The organism is Arthrobacter sp. AB6, from assembly GCF_031844545.1.
GTDB lineage: Bacteria > Actinomycetota > Actinomycetes > Actinomycetales > Micrococcaceae > Arthrobacter.
The window spans coordinates 232350-256120 of record NZ_JAUZVL010000004.1; the positions used below are offsets into that span (position 1 = coordinate 232350).

A 23771-nucleotide genomic window follows, 5' to 3' on the forward strand; every position below is an offset into this window, starting at 1 on the left:
GGGCCCTGCCAATGTCAGCAGGCTTAGGGTCGCCGCCGGTGCATGCGGGATGTTGCGGCGGGTACGGTGACTATGGGCGGGCCGAGGCCGGATCCGCGTTTTCCTCACTGAACCGTAACCGTAAAGAGGTGAAGCCCTGTGGCTGCAAATGGCGGTACCAAGGCGATTGTGGCAGCCCTGGCTGCCAACCTGACCATCGCCGCCCTTAAGTTCGTGGCGTATGCCCTGACGCTTTCCTCGTCAATGCTCGCAGAAGCCATCCACTCCGTGGCCGACTCCGGCAACCAGATCCTGCTGCTGGTAGGTGGCAAGAAGGCGAAACGGGCTGCCAGCCCCGAGCACCCCTTCGGCTACGGCCGGGAGCGCTACATCTACGCGTTCATTGTCTCCATCGTCCTGTTCAGCGTCGGCGGCCTCTTCGCCCTCTATGAGGCATGGGACAAGTTCCAGCACCCGCATGCCATCGAAGGCGGCTTCTGGTGGGTTCCGCTGGCCGTGCTGGTGGGCGCGATCATCGCCGAGTCCTTCTCGTTCCGGACCGCCATCATCGAGTCGAACCACGTCCGGGGGCAGCAGTCCTGGGCCAAGTTTGTGCGCAGCGCCAAGCAGCCTGAGCTGCCGGTGATCCTGCTTGAGGACCTCGGTGCGCTGGTGGGCCTGGTCTTCGCCCTGATCGGCGTCAGCCTGACGCTCCTCACGGGGGACGGACTCTGGGATGCCGCCGGCACGGCGATGATCGGCCTGCTGCTGGTGGCGATCGCCGTCGTCCTCGCGTTGGAGACCAAGTCCCTGCTCCTGGGCGAGTCCGCAACAAAGGACGACGTCGCAAAGATCGCCGCGGCGATCGAAGCTGACGGCGGGCGGATCATCCACCTCAAGACCCTGCACCTCGGCCCCGAGGAGCTCCTCGTGGCGGCCAAGATCGCCGTCAGCCACTCCGCCACGGGGGATGAGATTGCACGGGAAATCGACGCTGCTGAAGCGAGGATCCGCGCGGCCGTGCCCATCGCCCGGGTCATCTACCTTGAGCCCGACCTTCACCGGGCCGACGCCACGGGGGCTGGCCAGCAGCCTGTTGCCGTTGCCCCGCAGCCGTAACTGTGCTTCCGTAACTATTGCCTGGCCGGAAGCCGCCGGCCGCCCCGGTCCCGAAGGATCAGGCGGTCAGCGGCTTCCTGCGTTCCAGGAGTCCGCTGGCGATGGCGACGCCGAGTCCCAACAGGGCGAGGACAGCGCCTACCAGCGCCGGGGCAACATAACCCCAGCCGAGCGCGATCACCACTCCGCCCAGGAAGGCCCCCAGCGCATTGGCAACGTTGAGCGCGGCATGGTTCAGTGACGAAGCGAGGGACGGCGCGTCCGGCGATGCATCCAGCAGCCTGGTCTGCAGCGCCGGGACCAGCATGGACCCTGAAGCGCCCACCACGAACACCATGACGAAGGCAGACCACGGCCAGTGGACGGCCACGGCGTAGACCACCAAGGCAACAGCAATGGCAGGCAGAACCTTGTACAGGGTTCCCATCACGGACTTGTCAGCGAACCTGCCGCCCACGATGTTGCCGGCCACCATTCCCAGGCCATAGAGGGCCACCACCAGCGGAATCAGTGACGACGGCATGCCTGCCACGAGTGTCATGGTGTGGGCGATGTAAGTGTAGGTGGCGAAGAAGCCGCCAAAGCCTACGATGCCGATCAGGATGGCCAGCCAGACCTGCAGGCGCTTGAGGGCTCCCAGTTCGCGCCGGATGCTTGCGTCAGGGTGCGCCTCGTGGAACGGTACGGATTTCCAGACCAGGGCAAGCGTCAGCAGTCCTATGAATCCCACCAGGATAAACAGCAGCCGCCAGCCGTAGGTTTGCCCCATCCACGTGGCAAAGGGCACCCCCACCACGTTGGAGATGCTGAGCCCCGCCATCACCATGGAGATTGCCCAACCCCGCCGGGTTGGCGGAACCAGCGAGGCTGCAATGACAGCCGCAACTCCGAAGAACGCGCCGTGCGGCAGGCCGGCGGCGAAGCGCGAGGCCAGCATGGTCCCGTAGTCGGGCGCGAGGAAGGAAAGGAAGTTGGCCACCGTGAAGAACAGGATGAGCCCGAGTGCCAGGTGCTTGCGGGGGAGCCTGGCGCCGACGGCGGCGAGCAGCGGGGCCCCGACCACAACGCCCAGGGCGTAGGCGGAGATGAGGTGGCCGGCTTCCGGTGTTGATATCCCGAGGCCCTGCTCCACTTCCTTCAGCAGGCCCATCATGGTGAATTCCGTAACCCCGATGCCCACCCCGCCCATGGCGAGGGCGAAGATGGCCAGGGCGACGTTGGGGGATCGGATGGGGGCTGCCGTGGATGTTTCGAGGACGCTGCTCATGGGCCTGCTTTTCGGGGTAGAAACTGTGATGGGACCGGTGCCACGGCAGTGGGGCTGATGAAGTCCGGACCCTGCCAACAACCCCGGGAAGGGGGAACAGTATTCCCGCTGCGGGGATGGTGTGTCCGGCCCCACCATTGTCCCCCATAGAATGGGCCAGTGACTGGACTGATACAGGTGGTAGGTGGAGCCGTCGTTGACAGCCTGGCGGAACCTTCGCTGCTTCTGGCGGCACGGCGCAGCGCGCCGGAGGAGCTGGCCGGTCTCTGGGAGTTCCCCGGGGGCAAGGTGGAATCCGGAGAGCAACCGGAAGCGGCGCTTGCCCGCGAGCTGTTCGAGGAACTCGGCATCGGCGTCCGGCTTGGCTCTGAGCTTCCGGCCGAGGCGCCGCAGGGCTGGCCGTTGAACAGCCGTGCCAGCATGCGGGTGTGGCTGGCCGAGGTCACCCGCGGGCAGGCCCGGCCGCTTGAAGACCATGATGAACTGCGGTGGGTGCCGCTGTCTGATCCGGAAGCCGTCCTGGGCCTGCCCTGGATACCCGCCGACTTCCCGATTGTCAGGGCCCTCCTTGCCGCCCTGGCGGTGCCGGCAGGGGCTGCGCGCTCCTAGAAGAGGGTGGCCTGTTCTGCTGATTTTCTTGCTCCCGGCAGCCCGGGAACGCCGGGCAGGGAGGCGGCCGAATCATGCCCGGCTGCTGCCGGAATGGTGCCTGCCGGGTACTCGGCTTCCTCGCCGCGGGGATCGTCCGCCAAATCCCTGTGGCTGAAGCCGGATGAATCGGTGAACCCGTGGCGGGCCTTGAAATACCGGACCTTGCCGGCCAGCCAGGAACGGTACTCCTTGGAGGCGTACGAGCCGGAGCCGTAGAGCCTGCGGTAGCGGCCGGCCAGTCCGGGATGGTTGGCGGCAATCCACTGCATGAACCACTCCCTGGTGCCCGGCTTGAGGTAGAGGGCTCCTGCAGTCACCCCGGTGGCTCCGGCTGCAGCCAGGGAAGCGAATAGAGCGTCAAGGGCTTCGTCGCTGTCCGAAAGCCAGGGGAGGATGGGCATTGCCATTACCCCGCAGGGGAGTCCGGCCTCGCGAAGGCGGGAGACAAGCTTGAGCCGTGCCCGGGGCCCCGGTGTTCCGGGCTCGACGGCCTCGGAGAGTGCTTCATCGGTCATGGCGAGGGAAATGCCCAAGCCAACGGGCACCTGGGTTGCGGCGCTCTTGAGCAATGGAATGTCCCGTGCCAGCAGCGTCCCCTTGGTGAGGATGGAGAGGGGAGTTCCCGAGTCAGCCAGGGCGGCGATGATCCCCGGCATCAAGCGGTAACGGCCCTCGGCACGCTGGTAGGGGTCTGTGTTGGTGCCGAGGGCCACCTGCTGGCGGCCCCAGGAAGGCTTGGCGAGTTCTTTGCGGAGGACCTCTGCGGCGTTGACCTTGACCACCACCTGGCTGTCGAAGTCCAGGCCGGCGTCGAAATCCAGGTACGTATGGCTCTTCCGGGCGAAGCAATAGACGCAGGCGTGGCTGCAGCCCCGGTACGGGTTGATGGTCCACTCAAACGGCATCCTTGAACCGGGCGGCACCTTGTTGAGCACCGATTTGGCGGTGACCTCGTGGAAAGTGATGCCGGCGAACTCTGGAGTGGTGACTGACCGTACCAGGCCGGCCAGGGGGAGCAGGGCGGGTGAGGCCGTGCCCGGAGCGGTTTCTCCCGGCCGGGGCATCAGTGCTTGGGCGTCCCATCTCATGCCTCTATTCGAATGTATGTTCGAATCAAAGTCAAGCATCGACCCGTGCCCGTCCGGCGTGCCGAGGCACGCCTAGGGGAGGTCCTGGAGCTCCCACACCACCGTGATTGCAGCGGCCACGGTGGAGTCCCCCGGCTCCACGGCGACCTGTTCCACGGAAGCGGCGCGCTGCATCCGGGCCAGCGGCACCGGACCCTGGACCGGGACGTTGTCCACTACGGAAAGCACCCGCCCCAACCGGGCCGAGGCAAGCTGGGCGTACTGCCGTGCGGTACTCGCTGCATCCAGCCAGGCAGCTTCGCGGGCCCGTGCCCGCACTGCGGCGTCGTCGCTGAACGTGAGTTCGAGGCCGTTCAGCCGGACGTCGTTGCCGCCCGCCCCAACGGCTTCGGAGATTGCGGCGGAGGCGGAACCAGGCGCCCGCAACCTTATGGTGAGGGTGCTGGCAGCAACGTACCCCGTAACCCGCTGGCCCTCGCCTTCCCGCCATGTCATATCCGCCCGCACGTTCAGGGCCGCAGTGCGGATGTCGGCATCCTCAACGCCGTGCCGGCGGAAGGCGGAGGCAGCGGCTTCGGAGCTGGCGCCGGCCCGGGAGTAGGCGGCCTCCACGGATTCGGCGCGGCACTCCACCCCGATGGAGACCACCATCAGGTCGGGGGCAGCATCCGCCGAGCCGGTCCCGGTGACGGTGACAGTGCCGGGAATCCCGATTCCGTCCCTTGCCCCGCCGCCGCTGCCGGAATCCGCTGCCATGGGTCACGCCTCCGCTTCTGAAGGCCCCCGGCGCCGGGGGCGTACGGGGTAGCCGCCGGCGGCAAGTCCGGCATGACGTTCAAATATGTTGGCTGTCCCAGGGTTCCCGGTGCGCAGCATGGACCAGCCGGCGCTGAGGAGATACAACGGCAGGAAGGGGAGGCCCAGGCACCAGGCGTATTGGCTGCAGTGTTTTTCTTCGTGGCTTAGCAGGGCCGGCTGCGCCGCCAGATTGTCCGCCGGGCAGCGGCAGAGCACCACGTTGCCCAGGGTGAACGCTCCCGCGACCGGCAGCCGCCAGCTGTACCCGCCGGCGAGGACCAGGCCGCGCGGCCCGCTGCGGACGTCGGTGCGTGCGGCCATTGCGACGGCGACGCCGAGGACGGTGCTGCCATTGACCAGGTTGGCTGCCCGCCTCAGCCGCTGGGCGGGCGTAAGTCGCTCCGGGGCTTCCTGGCTTCGAGGCGCAGTCATGAGGCCATGCTAGCCGGACGGTTCAATTAGACTGGAGGATAGTGGCCGCCGGTTCCGCCGGTGTGCCCGGACCTGGTCATTGAACGCCCTGCACGTGGGGCTTTCATCCATGACCTGCCAGTGATGGACGCGCCGCCGGGAAACCGCGCCGGCTGTCCCGTTCACCGGCAGCCACGACTCGTAGCTAAGAACAGTAGATGACTGAAACTTTGCCGGGCGCCGCCATCCCGAACCCCACGGATGAAGCCGCCATCACTGCCGCCGTAGACCAGGCCGTTGCCGCCATCGCCGGCGCGGCCACCCTTGACGAGCTGAAGGCGGTGAGGCTCGCCCACACCGGCGAGAAGTCACCCCTCAGCCTTGCGAACCGCGAAATCGGCAAGCTGGCCAAGGACCAGAAGGCCGTGGCCGGAAAGCTCATGGGTGCCTCCCGCGGGCGGGTCAACAAGGCGCTCGCGGACCGCACGGCAGAGCTGGAAGCCGAAAACGACGCACGTATCCTGCTGGAAGAGACGGTGGACGTCACCGCAGCCCCCCGCCGTCGTCGTGCCGGTGCCCGCCACCCCCTGTCCACCCTCCAGGACCGCGTGGCGGACATCTTCGTGGGCATGGGCTGGGAAATCGCCGAGGGTCCGGAAGTCGAATCGGAGTGGTTCAACTTCGACGCCCTGAACTTCAAGCCGGACCACCCGGCCCGCGAAATGCAGGACACTTTCTTCGTGGAGCCGCCCGAGGCCCACCTGCTGATGCGCACGCACACGTCCCCGGTGCAGGTCCGTTCAATGCTGGAACGCGAGCTGCCCATCTATGTGCTGTGCCCGGGCAAGGTGTTCCGCACGGACGAGCTGGACGCCACGCACACGCCGGTGTTCCACCAGTTCGAAGGCCTCGCCATCGACAAGAAGCTCAGTATGGCGGACCTCCGCGGCACCCTGGAGCACTTCGCCCGGCAGATGTTCGGCGACGAAGCCCAGATCCGGCTGCGGCCCAACTACTTCCCGTTCACGGAACCCTCTGCCGAGCTGGACATCTTCCACCCCGGCGCCAAGGGCGGGCCAAGCTGGATCGAGTGGGGCGGCTGCGGCATGGTCAACCCCAACGTGCTCCGCGCTGCGGGCATCGACCCGGACGTCTATTCAGGTTTTGCCTTCGGCATGGGCATCGAGCGCACCCTCATGTTCCGCAACGAGGTGGGGGACATGCGCGACATGATCGAAGGCGATGTACGGTTCAGCGAGCACTTCGGGATGGAGATCTAACAGTGCGTATCCCAATTTCCTGGCTGCGTGAATTCGCGGAGGTACCGGCCGGAGCGACGGCCGAAGACGTGATGGCCGAACTGGTCAAGGTTGGCTTTGAGGAGGAGGACGTCCACCGTCCCACGGACACCCTCAAGGGCCCGATCGTGGTGGGCCAGGTCCTGAGCCTGGTCAAGGAACCGCAAACCAACGGCAAGACCATTAACTGGTGCCAGGTCCGTGTTGTCCCCGAGGGGCAGGAGCAGGCGCTCACCGGCAAGGGCATCGACCCCTCCGGCGTGCAGGGCATCATCTGCGGCGCCCACAACTTCGTGGAGGGCGACAAAGTGGTGGTTACGTTGCCCGGAGCCGTGCTGCCGGGCGACTTCCACATCTCCGCGCGCAAGACCTACGGACACCTCTCCGCAGGCATGATCGCCTCCGTCCGCGAGCTGGGCATCGGCGAGGACCATGACGGCATCCTGGTGCTGTCCCGCATCGGGCTGGACCCGGAAGTGGGCACCGACGCCATGGAACTCCTGGGCCTCTATGACGAAGCAGCCGAGATCAACGTGACTCCGGACCGCGGCTACGCCTTCTCCATCCGGGGTGTGGCCCGCGAGTACGCGCACGCCACCGGGACCGCGTTCACGGATCCCGCCTCCCGCGTCAACGCACCCGCAGAGCTTTCCGGCGGGTACGGCGTCAAGCTCAACGATGACGCCCCCATTTACGGGAACCCGGGCTGCGACCGGTTCGTGGCCCGGACCGTCCGCGGCGTGGACGCCACCAGGCCCACCCCGCCGTGGATGGTGTCCAGGCTCCGGCTGGCCGGCATCCGCTCCATCTCCCTGCCGGTGGACATCTCCAACTACGTGATGCTGGAACTTGGCCAGCCCACGCACTGCTACGACCTGGACAAGCTGTCCGGGGACATTGTGGTGCGCCGTGCCGCGGCCGGCGAGAAAATGACCACCCTCGATGGCAAGGTGCGCGCGCTCGATGCCGAGGACCTGCTGATCACCGATGACTCCGGCGCCATCGGCATCGCCGGCGTGATGGGCGGGGCCGACACCGAGGTGTCCGATGCCACCACGAACATCCTGGTGGAGGCCGCGCACTTCGACGAGGTGTCCATCTCCCGTTCCCGCCGCCGCCACAAGCTGCCGTCCGAAGCGTCCAAGCGCTTCGAGCGCGGCGTTGATTGGCAGGTGGCCGGCATTGCCGCCCAGCGGGTGGTTGACCTCCTCGTGGAACTCGCTGGCGGCACGGCAGACGAGGCGGGAACCGACGTCGGCACCGCCCCTGACTCCGTGGCGATCGAGCTTCCGGCAGCCTTCGCGGCCGCACGGATCGGCATCGACTTCACCGAAGAGCAGATTGTCACCTCCTTGGAGGACCTGGGCGCGGCCGTGGTGAAGAACGACGGCGGCTGGACCGTTACGGCCCCCAGCTGGCGCCACGATCTGGAGACCAAGGAGGACCTCTCCGAGGAGATCGCCCGGCTGGTGGGCTACGACCAGATTCCCGCGACGCTGCCTGTGGCGCCTCCCGGCCGCGGCCTGACGCGCGTACAGCAGCAGCGCCGCCGCCTGATCCAGGCGCTGGCTGATGCCGGGCTCACCGAAGTCCTGGCCTACCCCTTCGTGTCCAAGGCGGCCAATGACACCTTCGGCGTGCCGGAAGAGGGCTCCGTCCGGACCGCGGTCAAGCTGGCCAACCCGATCAGTGAGGAGCAGGGCTTCCTGCGCACTTCCATCCTGCCCGGGCTGATTGAGGTGGCGAAACGGAACCACTCCCGTGGATTCCGGGATCTGGCACTCTTCGAATCGGGCCTGGTGTTCCTGCCCGCCGAAGTAACGGGCACGGACTCAATCCCGCCACTGGGCGTTAAGCCTGCCGATGAGGTGCTGGATGCGCTGTACGACGGCGTTCCCGACCAGCCGTTCCACCTTGCCGCCGTCCTCACGGGCCATGATTCGCCCGCCGCCGCAGGCCACACGCCGCGGTTGTGGGACTGGGCTGACGCCGTGGACATCGCCCGCCTCGCCGGGGACGTCCTGGGCGTGGACATTGTGGTCAGCCAGGGTGCGCACCAGGCGTTCCACCCGGGCCGTGCCGCCCGGTTGTCCCTGCGCTCGGGCGAAGTAGTGGGCTATGCAGGTGAACTGCACCCCAAGCTGCTGGCGGCTTCCGACATGCCTGCACGCTCGGTTGCACTGGAGCTGAACGCCGACGCGCTGTTCGAGGCTGCGCCTGATGTCATCGTGGCGCGGCACATCTCCACGTTCCCGGTGGCTACCCAGGACGTGGCTCTGGTGGTTCCCGCCGGGATTCCGGCCGATGAGGTGCTGGCCGCGCTCCGCGAGGGGGCCGGTGAACTGCTGGAGGACGTTGCGCTCTTCGACGTCTACGCCGGCAAGGGGATCGAGGAGGGCAAGAAGTCCCTGGCCTTCGGACTCCGGTTCCGTGCCGACGACCGCACGCTGACGGCGGACGAGGCGTCGGCCGCGCGCGAGAGCGCCGTGGCCCTGGCCGCTGAGCGTTTCGGCGCAGTCCAGCGCTAGGCGGGCAGTACCCAGGTCCCATGGACGCCAGGCTGACCCTGCGGGCAGTGGATATCGCAACCGATGTCCGCTGCCCGCAGGCGCATCCGGACGGCCCGGAGGGATTCGTCCCTGAACCCGCCGAGGAACTGCGGGCCGCAGCCATGGAGCCGGCCGCTGCACAGCGTTTCCTGGCCGGCAGGGCAGCACTGCGCCGTTTTGCGGGCGACGTGCTCGATCTGCCGGCATCGCAGCTACGGTCCTCCTACTCCTGCCCCCAATGCGGTTCCGGGCCCGGACTCTCCCACGGCCGGCCGGGCTTCACGCATCGGGGCCGTCCGTTGCCACTGCTGCTGAGCACGGCCAGGACCGGGAACTGGGTGCTGCTCGCGGCGGTCACTTCGCCGGGCAGGGGGGAACGGCTGGGCGTGGACGCCGAAAATCCGGAACGCCTTGGCTTCGACGGGTTCGATGCCGTGGCGTTGTCCCGCGCGGAGGGGCTCACCCTCGCGGGGCTGGCAGGAAAGGCACTCCTGCGGGAACGTGCCCGGCTCTGGAGCCGGAAGGAGGCCTGGCTCAAGATGACCGGCGAGGGGCTCCGGGTGGATCCCCGCACGGTAGCCGCACTGGAGGAACGTGGGGTGCGGGACCTGCCGTCCTCTGCTACGGGGCTGCCGGCGTCGCTGGTTGCCGCTGTGGCCTTGGACTAGCCCAGCCGGCTTCGCGCGGCAGGCAACGGCGGGAGCGCGAGTTCAAAGAGCCAGGGGTGGAGGACTGCTTCGGCGTCGATGCCCGCTACACCGTTGGCCAACAGGATGAAGTCGGCCGTTGAGACTGAGCTGTGGCGGTGCGTCCTGGTCCATTCCTGCAGCAGGGTAAAGAACGCAAGGTCCCCGCAATGCATGCGGAGTGCATGCAGCGCCAGGGCCCCGCGCTTATAAACACGGTCGTCAAACATCAGGGCCGGTCCGGGGTCGCCGATGAGCAGGTCCTTCCCGGCGGCGGAAAGCCTGCGCCAGGCCGCGGCCGCCCTGTCCTGGGCGGTCATCACCCCGGCCGCCTCCGACCAGAGCCACTCGGCGTAGCAGGCAAACCCCTCGTGCAGCCAAATGTCGTGCCACCCGCGGACTGTCAGGGAGTTTCCGAACCACTGATGCGAGAGTTCATGGGCGATCAGGCGCTGGGCATCCCAGTCCAGGCTGAGGTGGTTCCGGCCCAGTATGGCCATGGTCTGGGCTTCGAGCGGAATTTCCAGGACATCGTCCGCCACCACAACCGTGTATCCGGAAAAGGGGTAGGGCCCGAAACATCTGACGAAGGTGCGCATCATCTCGGGCTGCAGGCGCAGCCCCTCGCGGGCGGCGCCTGCCAGTGCAGGCGGGACCGCCGCGGTTTGGAGCACGCCTCCCGGGGCGTCACCCGGGTCAAGGACCAGGGAGTCATAGCGCCCGATCTGGACCGTGGCCAAGTAGGTGGCCATGGGCTCCTCCTGCTCGTAGGTCCAGGTCTCCCGGCTGGCCCTGATGCTGTGCCCTACCAGCCGGCCGTTGCAGACGGCACGGTAATTGGCGTCGGTAGTTACCGTGATCCGGTAGCTTGCCTTGCTCCGCGGATGGTCGTTGCACGGAAACCAGGACGGTGCGCCGTTCGGCTGGCCGGCCACCAGCACGCCGTCGGTCAGTTCCTCCCAGCCCACCTCGCCCCACAGCCCGCGGCGCGGAGCAGGATTGCCCTCGTAACGGACGTCTACGGTGAACGTTTCCCCGGCGGCGAGGCCGGCGTCCAGCTGGACCACCAGTTGTTCGGCGCGCTGCGAGAACCTCCGCACGCGCCTCCCGTTCAGCTGCACCTTAACGGCGCGAAGACCTGCCAGGTCCAGGACGACGGCGGACGTTTGGCGGGCTGCCGTGGCGTGAATGAGGGCACGGCCGCTGAGCCGGTTGGCGGCCATCCGGTAGTCGAGGTCCAGTTCGTAGCGGGACACACGGTACGAGTCGGTACCGTGGCCCGGCATGTAGGGGTCGGACAGCACTCCCGGGATGGCTGTCCCGGCCGAAGGTCCGGAAGTTGCTGGTTCAGGAAGACTCATGGACGCGGGCCTCAATCACAAAAGTGGCGGGTACTTACTTCTGGCGGGGTGCAGGAACACCGGGGCCGGCCCATGGACTGACGGGGTTGCCCATCCAGTAGGTTCCGGCCGGAACCGTTTCCCCGCGCATGACCAGGGAGGCCGGTCCCACCGTTCCGCCGTGGCCGATGCGCGCCTGCGGGAGGATGACACCGTGCGGTCCCATCGTTGCGCCGTCTTCGAGCGTAACAGGGCCGATGCTCATGATGCGGTCGTGGAACAAGTGCGTTTGCACCACGCAACCGCGGTTGACGGTGGAGTTCGCTCCAAGGGTGACGAGGTCGGCTTCCGGCAGCCAGTAGCTCTCGCACCATGCTCCGGGTCCGATCCTGGCGCCCAGTCCGCGCAACCACCATACAAGGGCCGGCGTGCCGGTGGCGGCCCGGGCGAACCACGGGGCGCTGACCATTTCTATGAACGTATCCACCACTTCGTTCCGCCAGATGAACGAGCTCCACAGCGGGTGTTCCCCGGCCCGAATGCGGCCGATGAGCAGCCATTTGGCAACCACGGCACTGGCGGCGGCGACGGCACCGGCCAGCAGCATCACCACTCCGCCGAGCAGGGCCGCTGCGCCGTAGTTGAAGGTCGCGGCCAGCCAGTCCAGGGCAAGCAGCACACCAGCGGCGAGGCCCACCGTGAGCGCTACGGGAATGAACCGGCAGGCCTCCCACAATGCACGTGCCATCTTTAACCTGGGAGGCGGCTGGTAGGTGAGCGAACTGTCCGAGGCGATGGCCGTGCGCCGCAGCCGGACAGGAGGGCTTCCCAGCCAGGAGGTACCGGACTTGGCCTTCGACGGCGTCGCGGACAGGACGGCCACCAGCGAGTTCTTGGGCACATTGCGGCCCGCTCCCGTCATGCCCGAGTTGCCCAGGAAGGAGCGCTTGCCGATCTTGGCCGGCGCGATCCGCAACCAGCCCCCACCCAGCTCGTAGGATGCCACCATCGTGTCATCGGCCAGGAACGCGCCCTCTCCCACGGTGGTCATCTTGGGAACCAGCAGCACGGTGGAGGCTTCCACGTTCTTGCCGACCTTTGCTCCCAGCAGGCGAAGCCAGACGGGCGTGAAGAGGCTGGCGTAGACGGGAAACAGGAGGTCCCGGGCCAGGTCCAGCACACGTTCGGTAGCCCAGATCTGCCAGCCGATCCGGCTTCGCACGCGGTAGTAGCCTTCACGCAGGCCCAGCCCGAGCAGGCGGGTGGTTCCCAGGACCAGCAGCAGGTTGGCCGCGAACCAGGCCAGGGCGGCAAGGGGCAGGGAGGCGAGCAGGGGAAGCCAGGCCCCGGACAGTGAGCTGTGGCCCCTGATGAACAGGAAGGCCACCAGGCAGGCAGCCCCCGCGGAAAGGTAGGGGATCATGGCCAGCAGTGCGCTGGCTGCCGCGAAGGCCGTAAACCAGAGCCGTGCCGGCAATGCGCCGGTGGCGGGGTGGGCCGGCCAGTTCTGTTTTGCTTTGCCCCGGCGTTCTGCCGGCGAGCCGGCCACAACCTGGCCTGCCTTGACCTTGCCCAGGACCGCCGAACCGGGCTCCACCTGGCCGCCGGCGCCGATGCTGGCGCCGGGCATCAGGGTGCTCCGGGCCCCCACGGTGGCGCCTGCGCCGATCCGGATTGCTCCGATGTGCACGTTGTCACCGTCGATCCACCATCCTGAAAGGTCCACTTCGGGCTCCACGTTGGCTCCGGTGCCCAGCGAAAGCAGCCCGGTCACTGGCGGCAGCGAGTGCAGGTTGACGTTGCTGCCGATCTTCGCGCCGAGGGCGCGGGCGTAGTACGGCACCCAGGGTGCGCTTGCCAGGCTGACCGCTCCTGCAAGGTCCTGGATCTGCTCAGCCAGCCAGAGCCGGAGATGGACTTTCCCCGATCTGGGATAGGTGCCCGGCTGAACGTTCCGGAGCAGGAGCCGGGCTGCTGCGACGGAGAGGAGCATACGCCCGGCAGGGCTGACGAACACCAGCCAGGAAGCACCCACCCACCACCAGGACACCGTGGCTGCGGCGGTGAAGCCGGCCAGCCCGGCGAGCAGGTTGTTGGCCGCCATCAGGTAGGTCAGCCACCGCATGCCCACGAGGATGTGCAGCGGGACGCCCATCAGCGTCTGGAAAACCTGGGACTTCCGGGCGGTCGGACGGACAGTGCGCGCCTGGGCCGGACCGGCGGGCGTGCCGTCCGGCAGCGACTGCCGCGCCACATCGGTCAGGGCCCCGACGCGGGGCGTGGCGTAGATGTCTGCCACGGTGATGGTGGGATAACGGACCCGCAGCGCAGAGACGAGCTGCGCCGCGGCAAGGGACCCGCCCCCGGCAGCAAAGAAATCCGCGTCGAGGCTGGCTGCCTTGCTGCCAAGGACCGCGCCCCACTGCTCGACGATCCATTGGGCGTCATCGGGAAGGTCCAGCGGGGCCCTGTCTGCTTCGTCGTCCCCGCTGCCCGCGAGCGGCCAGGGCAGGGCGTGGCGGTCCACCTTGCCGCTGGTCTTGGTCGGCAGGGAGTCGACGACGGCCAGCAGCGGAATCAGCGCAGCCGGGAGGGTGTCGGCGAGGAGCTTGCGGGCGGCGGCCAGGTCGGGCCCGGCGGGTCCCGCCGGCGCAAGGTACCCCACCAGGATCTGGTTCCCGGCCGCCGTCGTCCGGACGGCGGCAGCAGCGCCCGCGATGCCCGGCAGGGCCTGCAGGGCTGCGTCGACTTCACCGAGTTCGATCCGGCGGCCACCCAGCTTGACCTGTTCATCGGCACGGCCCATGAAGATGAGGCCCTCGGCTTCGTAGCGGACAAGGTCTCCCGAGCGGTAGGCGCGGTCCCAGCCAAACGCGGGAAGGGACGCGTACTTTTCGGCGTCCTTGGCCGCGTCCAGGTAGCGGGCAAGCCCCACGCCGCCGATGATGAGTTCGCCAATGCCTCCTTCGGGAACAGGAATTCCTGCCTCGTCCACCACAGCCAGATCCCAGCCATCGAGCGGACGGCCGATCCGCACCGGACCCGGCCCGCGCAGGGGTGCAGCGCAGGCCACCACGGTGGCCTCGGTGGGGCCATACGTGTTCCATACTTCCCGGCCGTCAACGGCCAGCCGTTCCGCGAGTTCCGGCGGACATGCCTCCCCGCCGAAGATCAGCAGCCGGACGTTTTCGAGCGCTTCGGCGGGCCAGAGGGCAGCAAGGGTGGGGACGGTGGACACAACCGTGATCCCATGGCTGATGAGCCAGGGGCCCAGATCCATGCCCGTTCGCACCAGGGCACGGGGAGCAGGGACCAGGCAGGCGCCGTGCCGCCAGGCAAGCCACATCTCCTCGCAGGACGCGTCGAACGCCACCGACAGCCCGGCAAGCACCCGGTCCGCCGTTCCGATCGGCTCCGCCGTGAGGAAGATCCGGGCCTCGGCGTCAACGAAGGCGGCAGCAGAACGGTGCCGTACGGCAACGCCCTTCGGGGTCCCGGTTGAGCCGGACGTGAAAATCACCCAGGTGTCGTCGTCCACATCCGCGGTCCGGGCCGCAGGGTATGGTGTGGGCCGGCTGCCATTGACGGTGATTCCCTTTTCCGTGACGACGGCGGCCACCCCGGCTTCAGCGAACACGAGCCGTGCGCGCTCTTCGGGATCGTCCGCGTCGACGGGGACATAGGCGGCGCCGATGAGCAGGATGGCAAGGATGGAAACGTACAACCGGTTGGTGCCGGAGGGGATCCGCACGCCGATCCTGTCGCCGGCGCCCAGTCCGGCAAGGTGCATCGCCCGCCCGGCGGAGCGGACTTCCGCCAGCAGCTGGGCGTAGCTCAGGGACCTCCGGCCGTCGTCGAGGGCTGAGGCATCGGGAAAACGTTCCGCCGTCTCCAGCAGGATGTCCACCAGTGTCCGGGCCGGGGGAGCGGCAGCAGCGCCGGCCAGCTGCGGCTGGTAGCGGGCCCGCCCCTGCATCTTGTCCGGGGCCTGTTCCGGGGCTGGTTCCGCGGCAATGCCGTCGGCTGCCCGGCTGCTGCTTTGTTGCTCGGTCACCTGTGCAGTGTGCCGGGGCAAGATGAACGGAAAGTGTCCGGGTTTGCCCGCTGTCCATCCCTTGTTCGACATTTGTTCATGGTGCTTCCTTAGTGTGCGCCCCCGAAACCTGCCGACCTACGGAATCAGGACCACCTTGCCGGTGGTGCGGCGACCTTCAAGGTCGCGGTGCGCCTGGGCGGCCTCGGCCAGGGGGTACTTTCCGCCCACCCTCACCTTCAGGCTGCCGGCGGCGGCGGCGGCGAAAATTTCGTCCGAGCGCCAGCGCCGTTCCGCGGCGTCCAGGAGGTGGTGCGCGATCGTGGGCCGGGTCAGGAAGAGCGAGCCGCCGGCGTTGAGCCGTTGCGGGTCCACCGGGGGAACAGGACCCGAGGCGGCGCCGAAAAGCACCAGCGTGCCCCTGATGCGCAGGGCGGCCAGCGAGCCGTCGAAGGTGTCCTTTCCGACGCCGTCGTACACCACGTCGGCGCCCCTGCCGTTGGTGATGTCCCTGACGGTCTCGGTAAATCCGCTGTAGCGCAGCACATGGTCCGCGCCGGCGTCGAGGGCTAGCCGCTCCTTTTCATCCGTGGATACCGTGGTGACCACGGTGGCGCCTTTGGCTTTGAGCAGCTGGAGCATCAGCAGGCCAACACCGCCCGCGCCGGCGTGGAGCAGTACGGTGTGCCCCGGCTCCACCTTGAAAGTGGAGTTCATCAGGAAATGCGCGGTCATTCCCTGCAGCGGGAGGGCGGCGGCGGTGGGGTCGTCGAGGCCTTGGGGCACGGGCAGGGCCTTGTCCGCATCCACCACGGCATAGCCGGCGTAGCAGTTCGTGCCCTCGGCGGTGGCCACGCGGTCTCCTTCGGCGAAGCCGGTCACCCCTTCGCCCAGTCCGGCAACCGTGCCCGCTGCTTCAGACCCCGGAGTAAAGGGATACGCGACCTTATACACGCCGCTGCGCTTGTAGGTGTCGATGAAATTGACCCCCACCGCGCCCACTTTGACCAGCAACTGGCCGGGGCCCGGGACCGGCGGGTCCACCTCTGCGTATTCGAGGACTTCCGGGCCGCCTGCCTGCCGTGCGACGATTGCATGCGTCATGGTTCTCCTTCCCCGGGCCCGGCCTTTCCAGCCCCGGCTGCACGCTCCATCCTAGGCAAACCCCGAAGGGAAAGCTTGCAGGGAAAGCTTGCAGGGAAAGCCTGCAGGGAAACCCCGCATGATCCCGGCCGACGAGCCGACACTGGATAACTTTGTGCATAAATATCGGAGCTAGTGAATATTCTTGCTGTAAGGTGGAGGCCATGACTATTTCTGTTGCAGTGTCAGGCGCCAGCGGTTATGCCGGGGGAGAAGTCCTGCGCCTCCTCGCCGGGCACCCGGATGTCACGATCGGAGCCATCACCGCCCACAGCAATGCCGGCTCCCGGCTCGGCGAGCTGCAGCCCCACCTGCACGGACTCGCAAGCCGCATCCTCGAGGACACCACCGTGGAGAACCTCTCCGGCCACGACGTCGTGTTCCTCGCGCTGCCGCACGGTGCCTCCGCGGAGATCGCGGCGCAGCTCCCGGAAGGCACTGTCGTCATCGACGCCGGGGCGGACCACCGCCTCGAGGATCCCGCGGCATGGGAGAAGTTTTATGGCTCTGCCCACTCGGGCACCTGGCCGTACGGACTGCCCGAACTCCCAGGCCAGCGCGAGGCCCTGAAGGGCGCAAACCGCATCGCCGTGCCCGGCTGCTACCCGACGTCGGCCCTGCTCGCCTTGGCGCCGGGGTTCGCCGCGCGCCTCCTGGAACCCGACGACGTCGTGATCGTTTCCGCGTCCGGCACTTCCGGTGCGGGCAAGGCGGCGAAAGTGAACCTGATCGGCGCCGAAGTGATGGGCTCCATGAGCCCCTACGGCGTGGGCGGCGGCCACCGGCACACGCCCGAAATTGAACAGGGCCTGTCCAATGCGGCTGGGGAGCCGGTGACGGTGTCCTTCACGCCCACCCTCGCGCCCATGAGCCGCGGCATCCTGACGACTGCGACCGCCAGGGTAAAGCCGCAGGCACTAAACAGCACCACGGCCGGGCAGCTGCGCCAGGCGTGGACCGACGCTTACGACAACGAACCCTTTGTGCACGTCCTGCCGGAGGGACAGTGGCCCGGCACCAAATCCGTGCAGGGGTCCAACCACGCGGCCATGCAGCTGGCTTTCGACGCCCACACCGGGCGGGTGATCGTTACCTGCGTGATCGACAACCTCACCAAAGGAACGGCCGGCGGCGCCGTCCAGTCCATGAACATCGCACTTGGCCTGCCGGAAACCGCCGGCCTTGACCTGCAGGGAGTAGCTCCGTGACCATTACCGCCCCTTCCGGATTCCGGGCCTCCGGCGTCACCGCAGGACTTAAGGCCTCCGGCAACCCGGACCTTGCCCTGGTGGTCAACGACGGTCCCTCCAAGGCTGCCGCTGCAGTCTTCACCAGCAACCGGGTGGCTGCGGCGCCGGTCCACTGGTCCCGCCAGGTGGTTTCCGACGGCCGGGTGGACGCAGTCATCCTCAACTCCGGCGGCGCCAACGCCTGCACCGGGCCCACCGGCTTCCAGAACACGCACACCACGGCCGAAAAGGTGGCCGAGGTGCTGGGCATCTCGGCCACGGACGTGTTTGTCTGCTCCACCGGCCTGATCGGGGAGCAGTTGCCCATGGACAAGATCCTCCCCGGCGTGGAGGCAGCAGCTGCAGCCTTGAGCGACGACGGCGGGCCCGAGGCAGGCATGGCCATCATGACCACCGACTCGGTGCCAAAATCGGCGCTGTATATCGGCAGCGACGCCGACGGCCAGGAATTCAGCATTGGCGGCATCGCCAAGGGTGCCGGCATGCTCGCTCCGGGCCTGGCCACCATGCTGGTGGTCCTCACTACGGATGCGGAGGTTGCAGCGGAAATGCTCGACGTCGTCCTCCGCGATGCCACGCACGTCACCTTCGACCGCGCAGACTCGGACGGCTGCATGTCCACCAACGACACCGTGGTCCTGCTGGCCTCCGGTGCCTCCGGTGCTGTTCCCTCCGCCGAAGCGTTCAGCGAAGGCCTGACCAAGGTCTGTGCCGAACTGGCGCGGAAGCTCATTGCGGACGCCGAAGGCGCCAGCCACGACATCGCCATCCGGACCTTCAACGCCGCCAGTGAAGCCGATGCCGTGACCGTGGGCCGGTCCGTGGCCCGCTCCAACCTTTTCAAGGCCGCCATCTTCGGCAAGGACCCCAACTGGGGCCGGGTACTCTCCGCCGTCGGAACCACGGACGCCGAATTCGAGCCTGACCAGCTCAATGTGGCCATGAACGGCGTCCAGATCTGCCGGAACGGCAGCATCGGCGACGACCGGAGCCTTGTGAACCTGGAACCGCGCGAAGTGCTGGTGGAAATAGACCTGCAGGCCGGCGACGCCGAGGCCACCGTCTGGACCAACGACCTCACCCACGACTACGTGCACGAGAACAGCGCCTACTCGAGCTAGGGCCCGCCCCCGGCAGGAACCGTTGTGGAAAGTGACAGCATGAACACCCAGACGCGTGAAACCACCAGCATGTCCGACGCCCAGGATAAGGCGGCAACCCTGATCGAGGCCCTGCCCTGGATCCAGCGCTTCGCCGGCACCACCATGGTGATCAAGTACGGCGGCAACGCCATGGTCAACGATGACCTCCGCCGCGCCTTTGCCGAGGACATTGTCTTTCTCCATCACGTGGGCATCCACCCCGTGGTGGTCCACGGCGGCGGCCCGCAGATCAACTCCATGCTGGGCAGGCTTGGGATCGAGTCCGAGTTCAAGGGCGGCCTCCGCGTCACCACGCCTGAAGCCATGGACGTGGTCCGCATGGTCCTCACCGGCCAGGTGGGGCGTGAGCTGGTGGGACTCATCAACTCCCACGGCCCCTACGCGGTGGGCATGTCCGGAGAAGACGGCGGGCTGCTGCGCGCCGTCCGGACCGGCACTGTGGTGGACGGCGAAGAAGTGGACCTCGGTCTGGTAGGCGAGGTGGTCGGCGTCGACCCCGCAGGCATCGAGGACATCCTCGGCGCCGGCCGCATTCCGGTGATCTCCACAGTTGCCCCGGAGATCGTGGACGGCGGAGAAGGCGTGGCCGGCACCGCCCGCTTCCAGCCCACCGGCCAGGTCCTCAACGTCAACGCGGACACCGCCGCGGCGGCCGTCGCCTCGGCGCTGGGCGCCTCCAAACTGGTGATCCTGACCGACGTCGAAGGGCTGTACGCCAACTGGCCGGACAAGTCCTCCCTCATTTCCTCCCTCACGGCCTCGGAGCTGCGGGACATGCTTCCGCGGCTCGAATCAGGCATGATCCCCAAAATGACAGCCTGCCTGAAGGCCATTGACGAGGGCGTGGAACGCGCGCACATCGTGGACGGGCGCCTGCCCCACTCCATGCTTCTTGAAACATTCACGACGGCGGGCATCGGCACACAGGTAGTCCCGGACGAGGAGATCAACGCATGAACGCGCTGGAAAAGTCATCAGTGACAGAGCTCGTGGAGACCATAGGCCATGCCGGATCCGAGTGGCTGGCACGCTACTCCACCTCCCTGATGGGCGTATTCGGCACCCCGCAGCGTGTGCTGGTCCGCGGCGCCGGCTGCCTGGTCTGGGATGCGGACGGCAAGGAATACCTGGACCTCCTTGGCGGGATTGCGGTCAACGCCCTGGGCCACGCGAACCCCTTCGTCACGTCCGTGATCTCCAGCCAGCTGGCCACGCTGGGGCATGTCTCCAACTTCTTCACCAGCCCCACGCAGATCGCCCTGGCTGAAAAACTCCTGGCCCTCACCCAGGCGCCGGCCGGCTCCAAGGTGTTCTTCACCAACTCCGGCACGGAAGCGAACGAGGCAGCCTTCAAGCTGGCCCGCCGCAACACGGGTGGCAGCGGCGCCAAGCGGACCAAAATCATCGCCCTCGAAGGCGCCTTCCACGGCAGGACCATGGGCGCTCTTGCCCTGACTGCCAAAGAGGCCTACCGCGAGCCGTTCGAGCCGCTGCCCGGCGGTGTGGTGCACATCCCGTTCGGGGACGTCGAGGCGCTCAAGGCCGCCGTGGACGTAACCGTGGCCGCCGTCTTCCTGGAGCCCATCCAGGGCGAGGCGGGCGTCCGGCCCCTGCCGCCCGGGTACCTTCGGGCCGCGCGGGAGCTGACTGCCAGGGTAGGGGCACTGCTGATCCTGGACGAGGTACAGACCGGTATTGGCCGCACCGGAAAGTGGCTTGCCAGCGAGGACGCCGACATCATGCCCGATGCCGTCACCCTGGCCAAGGGACTGGGTGGGGGCTTCCCGATCGGTGCGCTGGTCACCTTCGGCGGCCACACGTCGTCGTTGCTGTCCGCCGGCCAGCACGGCACCACGTTCGGCGGCAACCCGGTGGCCACGGCAGCTGCCCTCGCCACGCTCCACGCAATCGAAAGCCAGGATATCTTGGCAAACGTGGCTTCCGTGGGGGAGCACCTGCGCTCGGGGCTGGCAGCCATCCCGGGCGTCACTGAAGTCCGGGGCGAAGGCCTGCTGATCGGCTTCGACCTCGACGCGGACGTGGCCCCGGCCGTGGTGCAGGCCGGCCTGGACGCCGGTTTCATCGTCAACAGCCCGGGTCCGCGGACCATCCGCCTTGCGCCGCCGCTGGTCCTCACTGCAGCGCAGGCAGACACTTTCCTGGCCGCCTTCCCGGCCATCCTCCAAGCAGCTAAGGACGCCCAGTGACAACAGCCACCGGCACCACCCGGCACTTCCTCAAGGACACGGACCTCAGCCCGGCAGAGCAGGCCGAGGTCCTGGATCTCGCCGCGCGCATGAAGGCCGCGCCGTACAGCGTCCAGCCGTTCGCCGCCGAGGGCAACGGCCGCAAGACAGTCGCCGTGATCTTCGACAAAACGTCCACCCGGACCCGGGTTTCGTTCGCCACCGGCATCGCGGACATGGGCGGCAACGCGCTCATCATCAACCCTGGCGAGGCACAGATCGGCCACAAGGAGTCCGTGGAGGACACCGCCAAGGTCCTGGAACGCATGGTGTCCGCCATTGTGTGGCGGACCGGCGCCCATGCCGGCCTGGAGGCCATGGCCGAGAACTCCCGGGTGCCGGTCATCAACGCCCTGTGCGACGACTACCACCCGTGCCAGCTGCTCGCCGACCTGCTGGCCGTGAAGGAGCACAAGGGCGAACTCAAGGGGCTCACCATGAGCTACCTGGGCGACGCCGCCAACAACATGGCGAACTCCTACTTGCTGGCCGGGGTCACGGCCGGGATGCATGTCCGGATTGCCGGGCCCGAAGGCTACCTCCCCGCGGCGGACATCGTTGCTGCCGCGGAGGAACGCGCCGCGGAGACCGGCGGTTCGGTGCTGGTCACCACTGACGCGGCGGAGGCCTTGAAAGGGGCCGACGTCGTGGCAACGGACACGTGGGTGTCCATGGGCCAGGAAGCCCAAAAGGCGGAGCGGATGAAGCTGTTCCGCGAATACACCGTGGATGAGGCCGCCATGGCACACGCTGCGGAAGACGCCGTCGTGCTTCACTGCCTCCCCGCGTACCGCGGGTACGAAATTTCGGCAGGCGTCATTGACGGTCCGCAGTCAATCGTGTGGGATGAGGCCGAAAACCGGCTGCACGCCCAGAAGGCCCTGATGGCGTGGCTGATGCACCGCTCCGGCCTGGCGTTCGTGGACGGCCTCGCTCCGGTTGAAGGCACCGGGGAGAGCACGTTCTAGTGTCTGCCCAACCGGCGTCGCCGGGCTCCAGCCCGGCCACCAAAACGGCCCGCCAGGCCCGGATCGCCGCCATCCTGACGGGGGAGTCCGTGCGTTCCCAGGCGGAGCTGGCAGCCCTGCTGGCGGACGACGGCGTGCAGGTCACCCAGGCGACGTTGTCGCGGGACCTCGTGGAACTCGGCGCGGTCCGGGTCCGCGGCAAGGAGGGTGTGCTGGTGTACGCCGTCCCCGGCGAGGGCGGCGAACGGGCTGCCAAAAGCGGCGTGAGCCAGGAGATCCTGGATGCGCGGCTGGCCAGGCTCTGCAGCGAACTGCTGGTCACCGCGGAAGCCTCAGCCAACATCGCCGTGCTCCGCACCCCGCCGGGCGCCGCCAACTTCCTGGCACTGGCCATTGACCACTCGGTGATGCCGTCCATCCTGGGGACCATCGCCGGGGATGACACCGTGCTGCTGGTCTCGCGGGATCCGCAGGGCGGCCAGGACCTCGCCGCCAGGTTCCTGCAACTGGCTGAAGAAGCCGGGCAATAAGCTTGAAGACAACATCTACAACCCCCAATCCCAAGGAGCATCCAAGTGACTGAACGTATCGTGCTGGCCTACTCAGGCGGCCTGGACACCTCAGTAGCCATCGGCTGGATCGGCGAAGCCACCGGCGCCGAGGTCATCGCCGTGGCGGTCGACGTCGGACAGGGCGGCGAATCCCTGGAGACCATCCGCCAGCGTGCCCTGGGCTGCGGCGCCGTCGAAGCCTACGTGGCCGACGCCTCCGACGAGTTCGCCAACGAGTACTGCGTCCCCACGCTCAAGGCCAACGGCCTCTACCAGGGCCACTACCCCCTGGTGTCCGCCATCTCCCGCCCGGTGATTGTCAAGCACCTGGTCAAGGCTGCCCGCGAATTCGGCGCCACCACAGTTGCCCACGGCTGCACCGGCAAGGGCAACGACCAGGTCCGCTTCGAAGTGGGCATCCAGACCCTCGGCCCGGACCTGAAGTGCATCGCCCCGGTCCGCGACCTCGCCCTCACCCGCGACAAGGCCATCGCCTTCGCCGAGGAAAAGGGCCTGCCCATCGAGACCACCAAGAAAAACCCGTACTCCATTGACCAGAACGTCTGGGGACGCGCCGTGGAAACCGGCTACCTCGAGGACATCTGGAACGCACCCACCAAGGACATCTACGACTACACCGCCACCCCGGAATTCCCGCCGGCCCCGGATGAAGTCACCATCTCCTTCGAAGCCGGCGTGCCGGTGGCGATCGACGGCGTGAAGGTCACCCCGCTGCAGGCCATCAAGGAACTCAACCGCCGCGCCGGCGCCCAGGGCGTGGGCCGCATCGACGTCGTCGAGGACCGCCTGGTGGGCATCAAGTCCCGCGAGATCTACGAGGCCCCTGGCGCCATGGCCCTGATCACCGCGCACAAGCACCTCGAAGACATCACCATCGAGCGGGAGCAGGCCCGCTTCAAGGCGACTGTCGGCCAGCGCTGGGCCGAACTGGTGTACGACGGCCAGTGGTTCTCCCCGCTGAAGCGCTCCCTGGACGCCTTCATCGAGGACACCCAGAAGTACGTCTCCGGCGATATCCGCATGACCCTGCACGGCGGCCAGGCCATCGTCAACGGCCGCCGCTCCGAGACCTCGCTCTACGACTTCAACCTCGCCACCTATGACACCGGTGACACCTTCGACCAGTCCATGGCCCGCGGCTTCATCGAGCTGTGGGGCATGTCCGCCAAGGTTGCCTCCGGCCGCGACATCCGCGTCGCGGGAAAGTAGC

General features: G+C 67.7%; 19 protein-coding genes. 12 read left to right on the forward strand and 7 right to left on the reverse strand.

The annotated features are described in order from the left end of the window. The first annotated feature begins 138 nt into the window (after positions 1-138). Positions 139-1098 (forward strand): cation diffusion facilitator family transporter, encoded by a 960-nt coding sequence (locus tag Q9R30_RS05095; RefSeq protein WP_311216947.1) that lies wholly within the window; start codon positions 139-141, stop codon positions 1096-1098. 58 nt (positions 1099-1156) lie between these two features. Here Q9R30_RS05095 and Q9R30_RS05100 read toward each other — a convergent pair whose 3' ends face one another. After that, positions 1157-2365 (reverse strand): MFS transporter, encoded by a 1209-nt coding sequence (locus Q9R30_RS05100; RefSeq protein ID WP_104997431.1) that lies wholly within the window; start codon positions 2363-2365, stop codon positions 1157-1159. Between the two features lie 159 nt (positions 2366-2524). On the opposite strand from Q9R30_RS05100, the gene Q9R30_RS05105 reads away from it, so the two are divergent. Continuing rightward, positions 2525-2974 (forward strand): (deoxy)nucleoside triphosphate pyrophosphohydrolase, encoded by a 450-nt coding sequence (locus tag Q9R30_RS05105; RefSeq protein ID WP_104997432.1) that lies wholly within the window; start codon positions 2525-2527, stop codon positions 2972-2974. On the opposite strand, the gene Q9R30_RS05110 is transcribed toward Q9R30_RS05105, so the two are convergent. From Q9R30_RS05110 to Q9R30_RS05120, 3 genes are all read right to left on the reverse strand, one after another. Next, a complete protein-coding gene (locus Q9R30_RS05110; protein WP_311216948.1) occupies positions 2971-4104 on the reverse strand; it encodes an Rv2578c family radical SAM protein in 1134 nt (377 codons plus the stop codon). The two genes, Q9R30_RS05105 and Q9R30_RS05110, sit on opposite strands and share 4 nt — an antisense overlap. 72 nt (positions 4105-4176) lie before the next feature. Continuing rightward, positions 4177-4860, reverse strand: coding sequence for an SIMPL domain-containing protein (locus Q9R30_RS05115; protein ID WP_311216949.1), 684 nt, complete (start codon positions 4858-4860; stop codon positions 4177-4179). 3 nt (positions 4861-4863) lie between these two features. Continuing rightward, entirely contained in the window at positions 4864-5334 is a 471-nt protein-coding gene (locus Q9R30_RS05120; RefSeq protein ID WP_311216950.1) for a hypothetical protein, read from the reverse strand. A gap of 197 nt (positions 5335-5531) precedes the next feature. On the opposite strand from Q9R30_RS05120, the gene pheS reads away from it, so the two are divergent. Genes pheS through Q9R30_RS05135 form a run of 3 tightly spaced genes read left to right on the forward strand, consistent with a single transcriptional unit; the run spans position 5532 to position 9828 of the window. Next, positions 5532-6593 (forward strand): phenylalanine--tRNA ligase subunit alpha, encoded by a 1062-nt coding sequence (gene pheS / locus Q9R30_RS05125; protein ID WP_104997436.1) that lies wholly within the window; start codon positions 5532-5534, stop codon positions 6591-6593. 2 nt (positions 6594-6595) lie between these two features. After that, the gene (gene pheT, locus Q9R30_RS05130; RefSeq protein WP_104997437.1) at positions 6596-9139 is read left to right on the forward strand and encodes a phenylalanine--tRNA ligase subunit beta; all 2544 of its coding nucleotides are present in this window, start codon (positions 6596-6598) and stop codon (positions 9137-9139) included. A gap of 20 nt (positions 9140-9159) precedes the next feature. Continuing rightward, a complete protein-coding gene (locus Q9R30_RS05135) occupies positions 9160-9828 on the forward strand; it encodes a 4'-phosphopantetheinyl transferase superfamily protein (RefSeq protein ID WP_311216951.1) in 669 nt (222 codons plus the stop codon). On the opposite strand, the gene Q9R30_RS05140 is transcribed toward Q9R30_RS05135, so the two are convergent. The 3 genes from Q9R30_RS05140 to Q9R30_RS05150 all read right to left on the reverse strand — a co-directional run bounded on the left by Q9R30_RS05140 (position 9825) and on the right by Q9R30_RS05150 (position 16323). After that, a complete protein-coding gene (locus Q9R30_RS05140; protein ID WP_311216952.1) occupies positions 9825-11207 on the reverse strand; it encodes a M1 family metallopeptidase in 1383 nt (460 codons plus the stop codon). The genes Q9R30_RS05135 and Q9R30_RS05140 overlap by 4 nt on opposite strands. A 34-nt stretch (positions 11208-11241) precedes the next feature. Next, the gene (locus Q9R30_RS05145) at positions 11242-15162 is read right to left on the reverse strand and encodes a Pls/PosA family non-ribosomal peptide synthetase (RefSeq protein ID WP_311216972.1); all 3921 of its coding nucleotides are present in this window, start codon (positions 15160-15162) and stop codon (positions 11242-11244) included. Between the two features lie 195 nt (positions 15163-15357). Then, positions 15358-16323 carry a quinone oxidoreductase gene (locus Q9R30_RS05150; protein WP_311216953.1) on the reverse strand — a complete coding sequence of 322 codons (966 nt, stop codon included), beginning with the start codon at positions 16321-16323 and terminating at the stop codon, positions 15358-15360. Between the two features lie 203 nt (positions 16324-16526). Between Q9R30_RS05150 and argC the strand changes: the two genes are divergently transcribed. From argC to Q9R30_RS05185, 7 genes are read left to right on the forward strand one after another with little or no spacing between them, the layout of a single operon-like run. Continuing rightward, on the forward strand, positions 16527-17570 hold the full coding sequence (gene argC, locus Q9R30_RS05155) for an N-acetyl-gamma-glutamyl-phosphate reductase (protein ID WP_311216954.1): 1044 nt from the start codon (positions 16527-16529) through the stop codon (positions 17568-17570). Further along, positions 17567-18733, forward strand: coding sequence for a bifunctional glutamate N-acetyltransferase/amino-acid acetyltransferase ArgJ (gene argJ, locus Q9R30_RS05160; RefSeq protein WP_311216955.1), 1167 nt, complete (start codon positions 17567-17569; stop codon positions 18731-18733). Before argC ends, argJ begins: the two co-directional genes overlap by 4 nt. Positions 18734-18772: 39 nt before the next feature. After that, positions 18773-19732, forward strand: a complete 960-nt coding sequence (argB, locus tag Q9R30_RS05165; RefSeq protein WP_311216956.1) for an acetylglutamate kinase — start codon at positions 18773-18775, stop codon at positions 19730-19732. Beyond that, positions 19729-20982 carry an acetylornithine transaminase gene (locus Q9R30_RS05170; RefSeq protein ID WP_104997443.1) on the forward strand — a complete coding sequence of 418 codons (1254 nt, stop codon included), beginning with the start codon at positions 19729-19731 and terminating at the stop codon, positions 20980-20982. The genes argB and Q9R30_RS05170 overlap by 4 nt, the downstream gene beginning before the upstream one ends. Further along, complete coding sequence (argF, locus tag Q9R30_RS05175) at positions 20979-21989, forward strand: ornithine carbamoyltransferase (RefSeq protein WP_311216957.1); 1011 nt, start codon at positions 20979-20981, stop codon at positions 21987-21989. Before Q9R30_RS05170 ends, argF begins: the two co-directional genes overlap by 4 nt. Continuing rightward, entirely contained in the window at positions 21989-22519 is a 531-nt protein-coding gene (locus tag Q9R30_RS05180) for an arginine repressor (RefSeq protein ID WP_104997445.1), read from the forward strand. The genes argF and Q9R30_RS05180 overlap by 1 nt, the downstream gene beginning before the upstream one ends. Positions 22520-22564: 45 nt before the next feature. Further along, positions 22565-23770 carry an argininosuccinate synthase gene (locus Q9R30_RS05185; protein WP_104997446.1) on the forward strand — a complete coding sequence of 402 codons (1206 nt, stop codon included), beginning with the start codon at positions 22565-22567 and terminating at the stop codon, positions 23768-23770. The last annotated feature ends 1 nt before the right edge of the window (position 23771 follow it).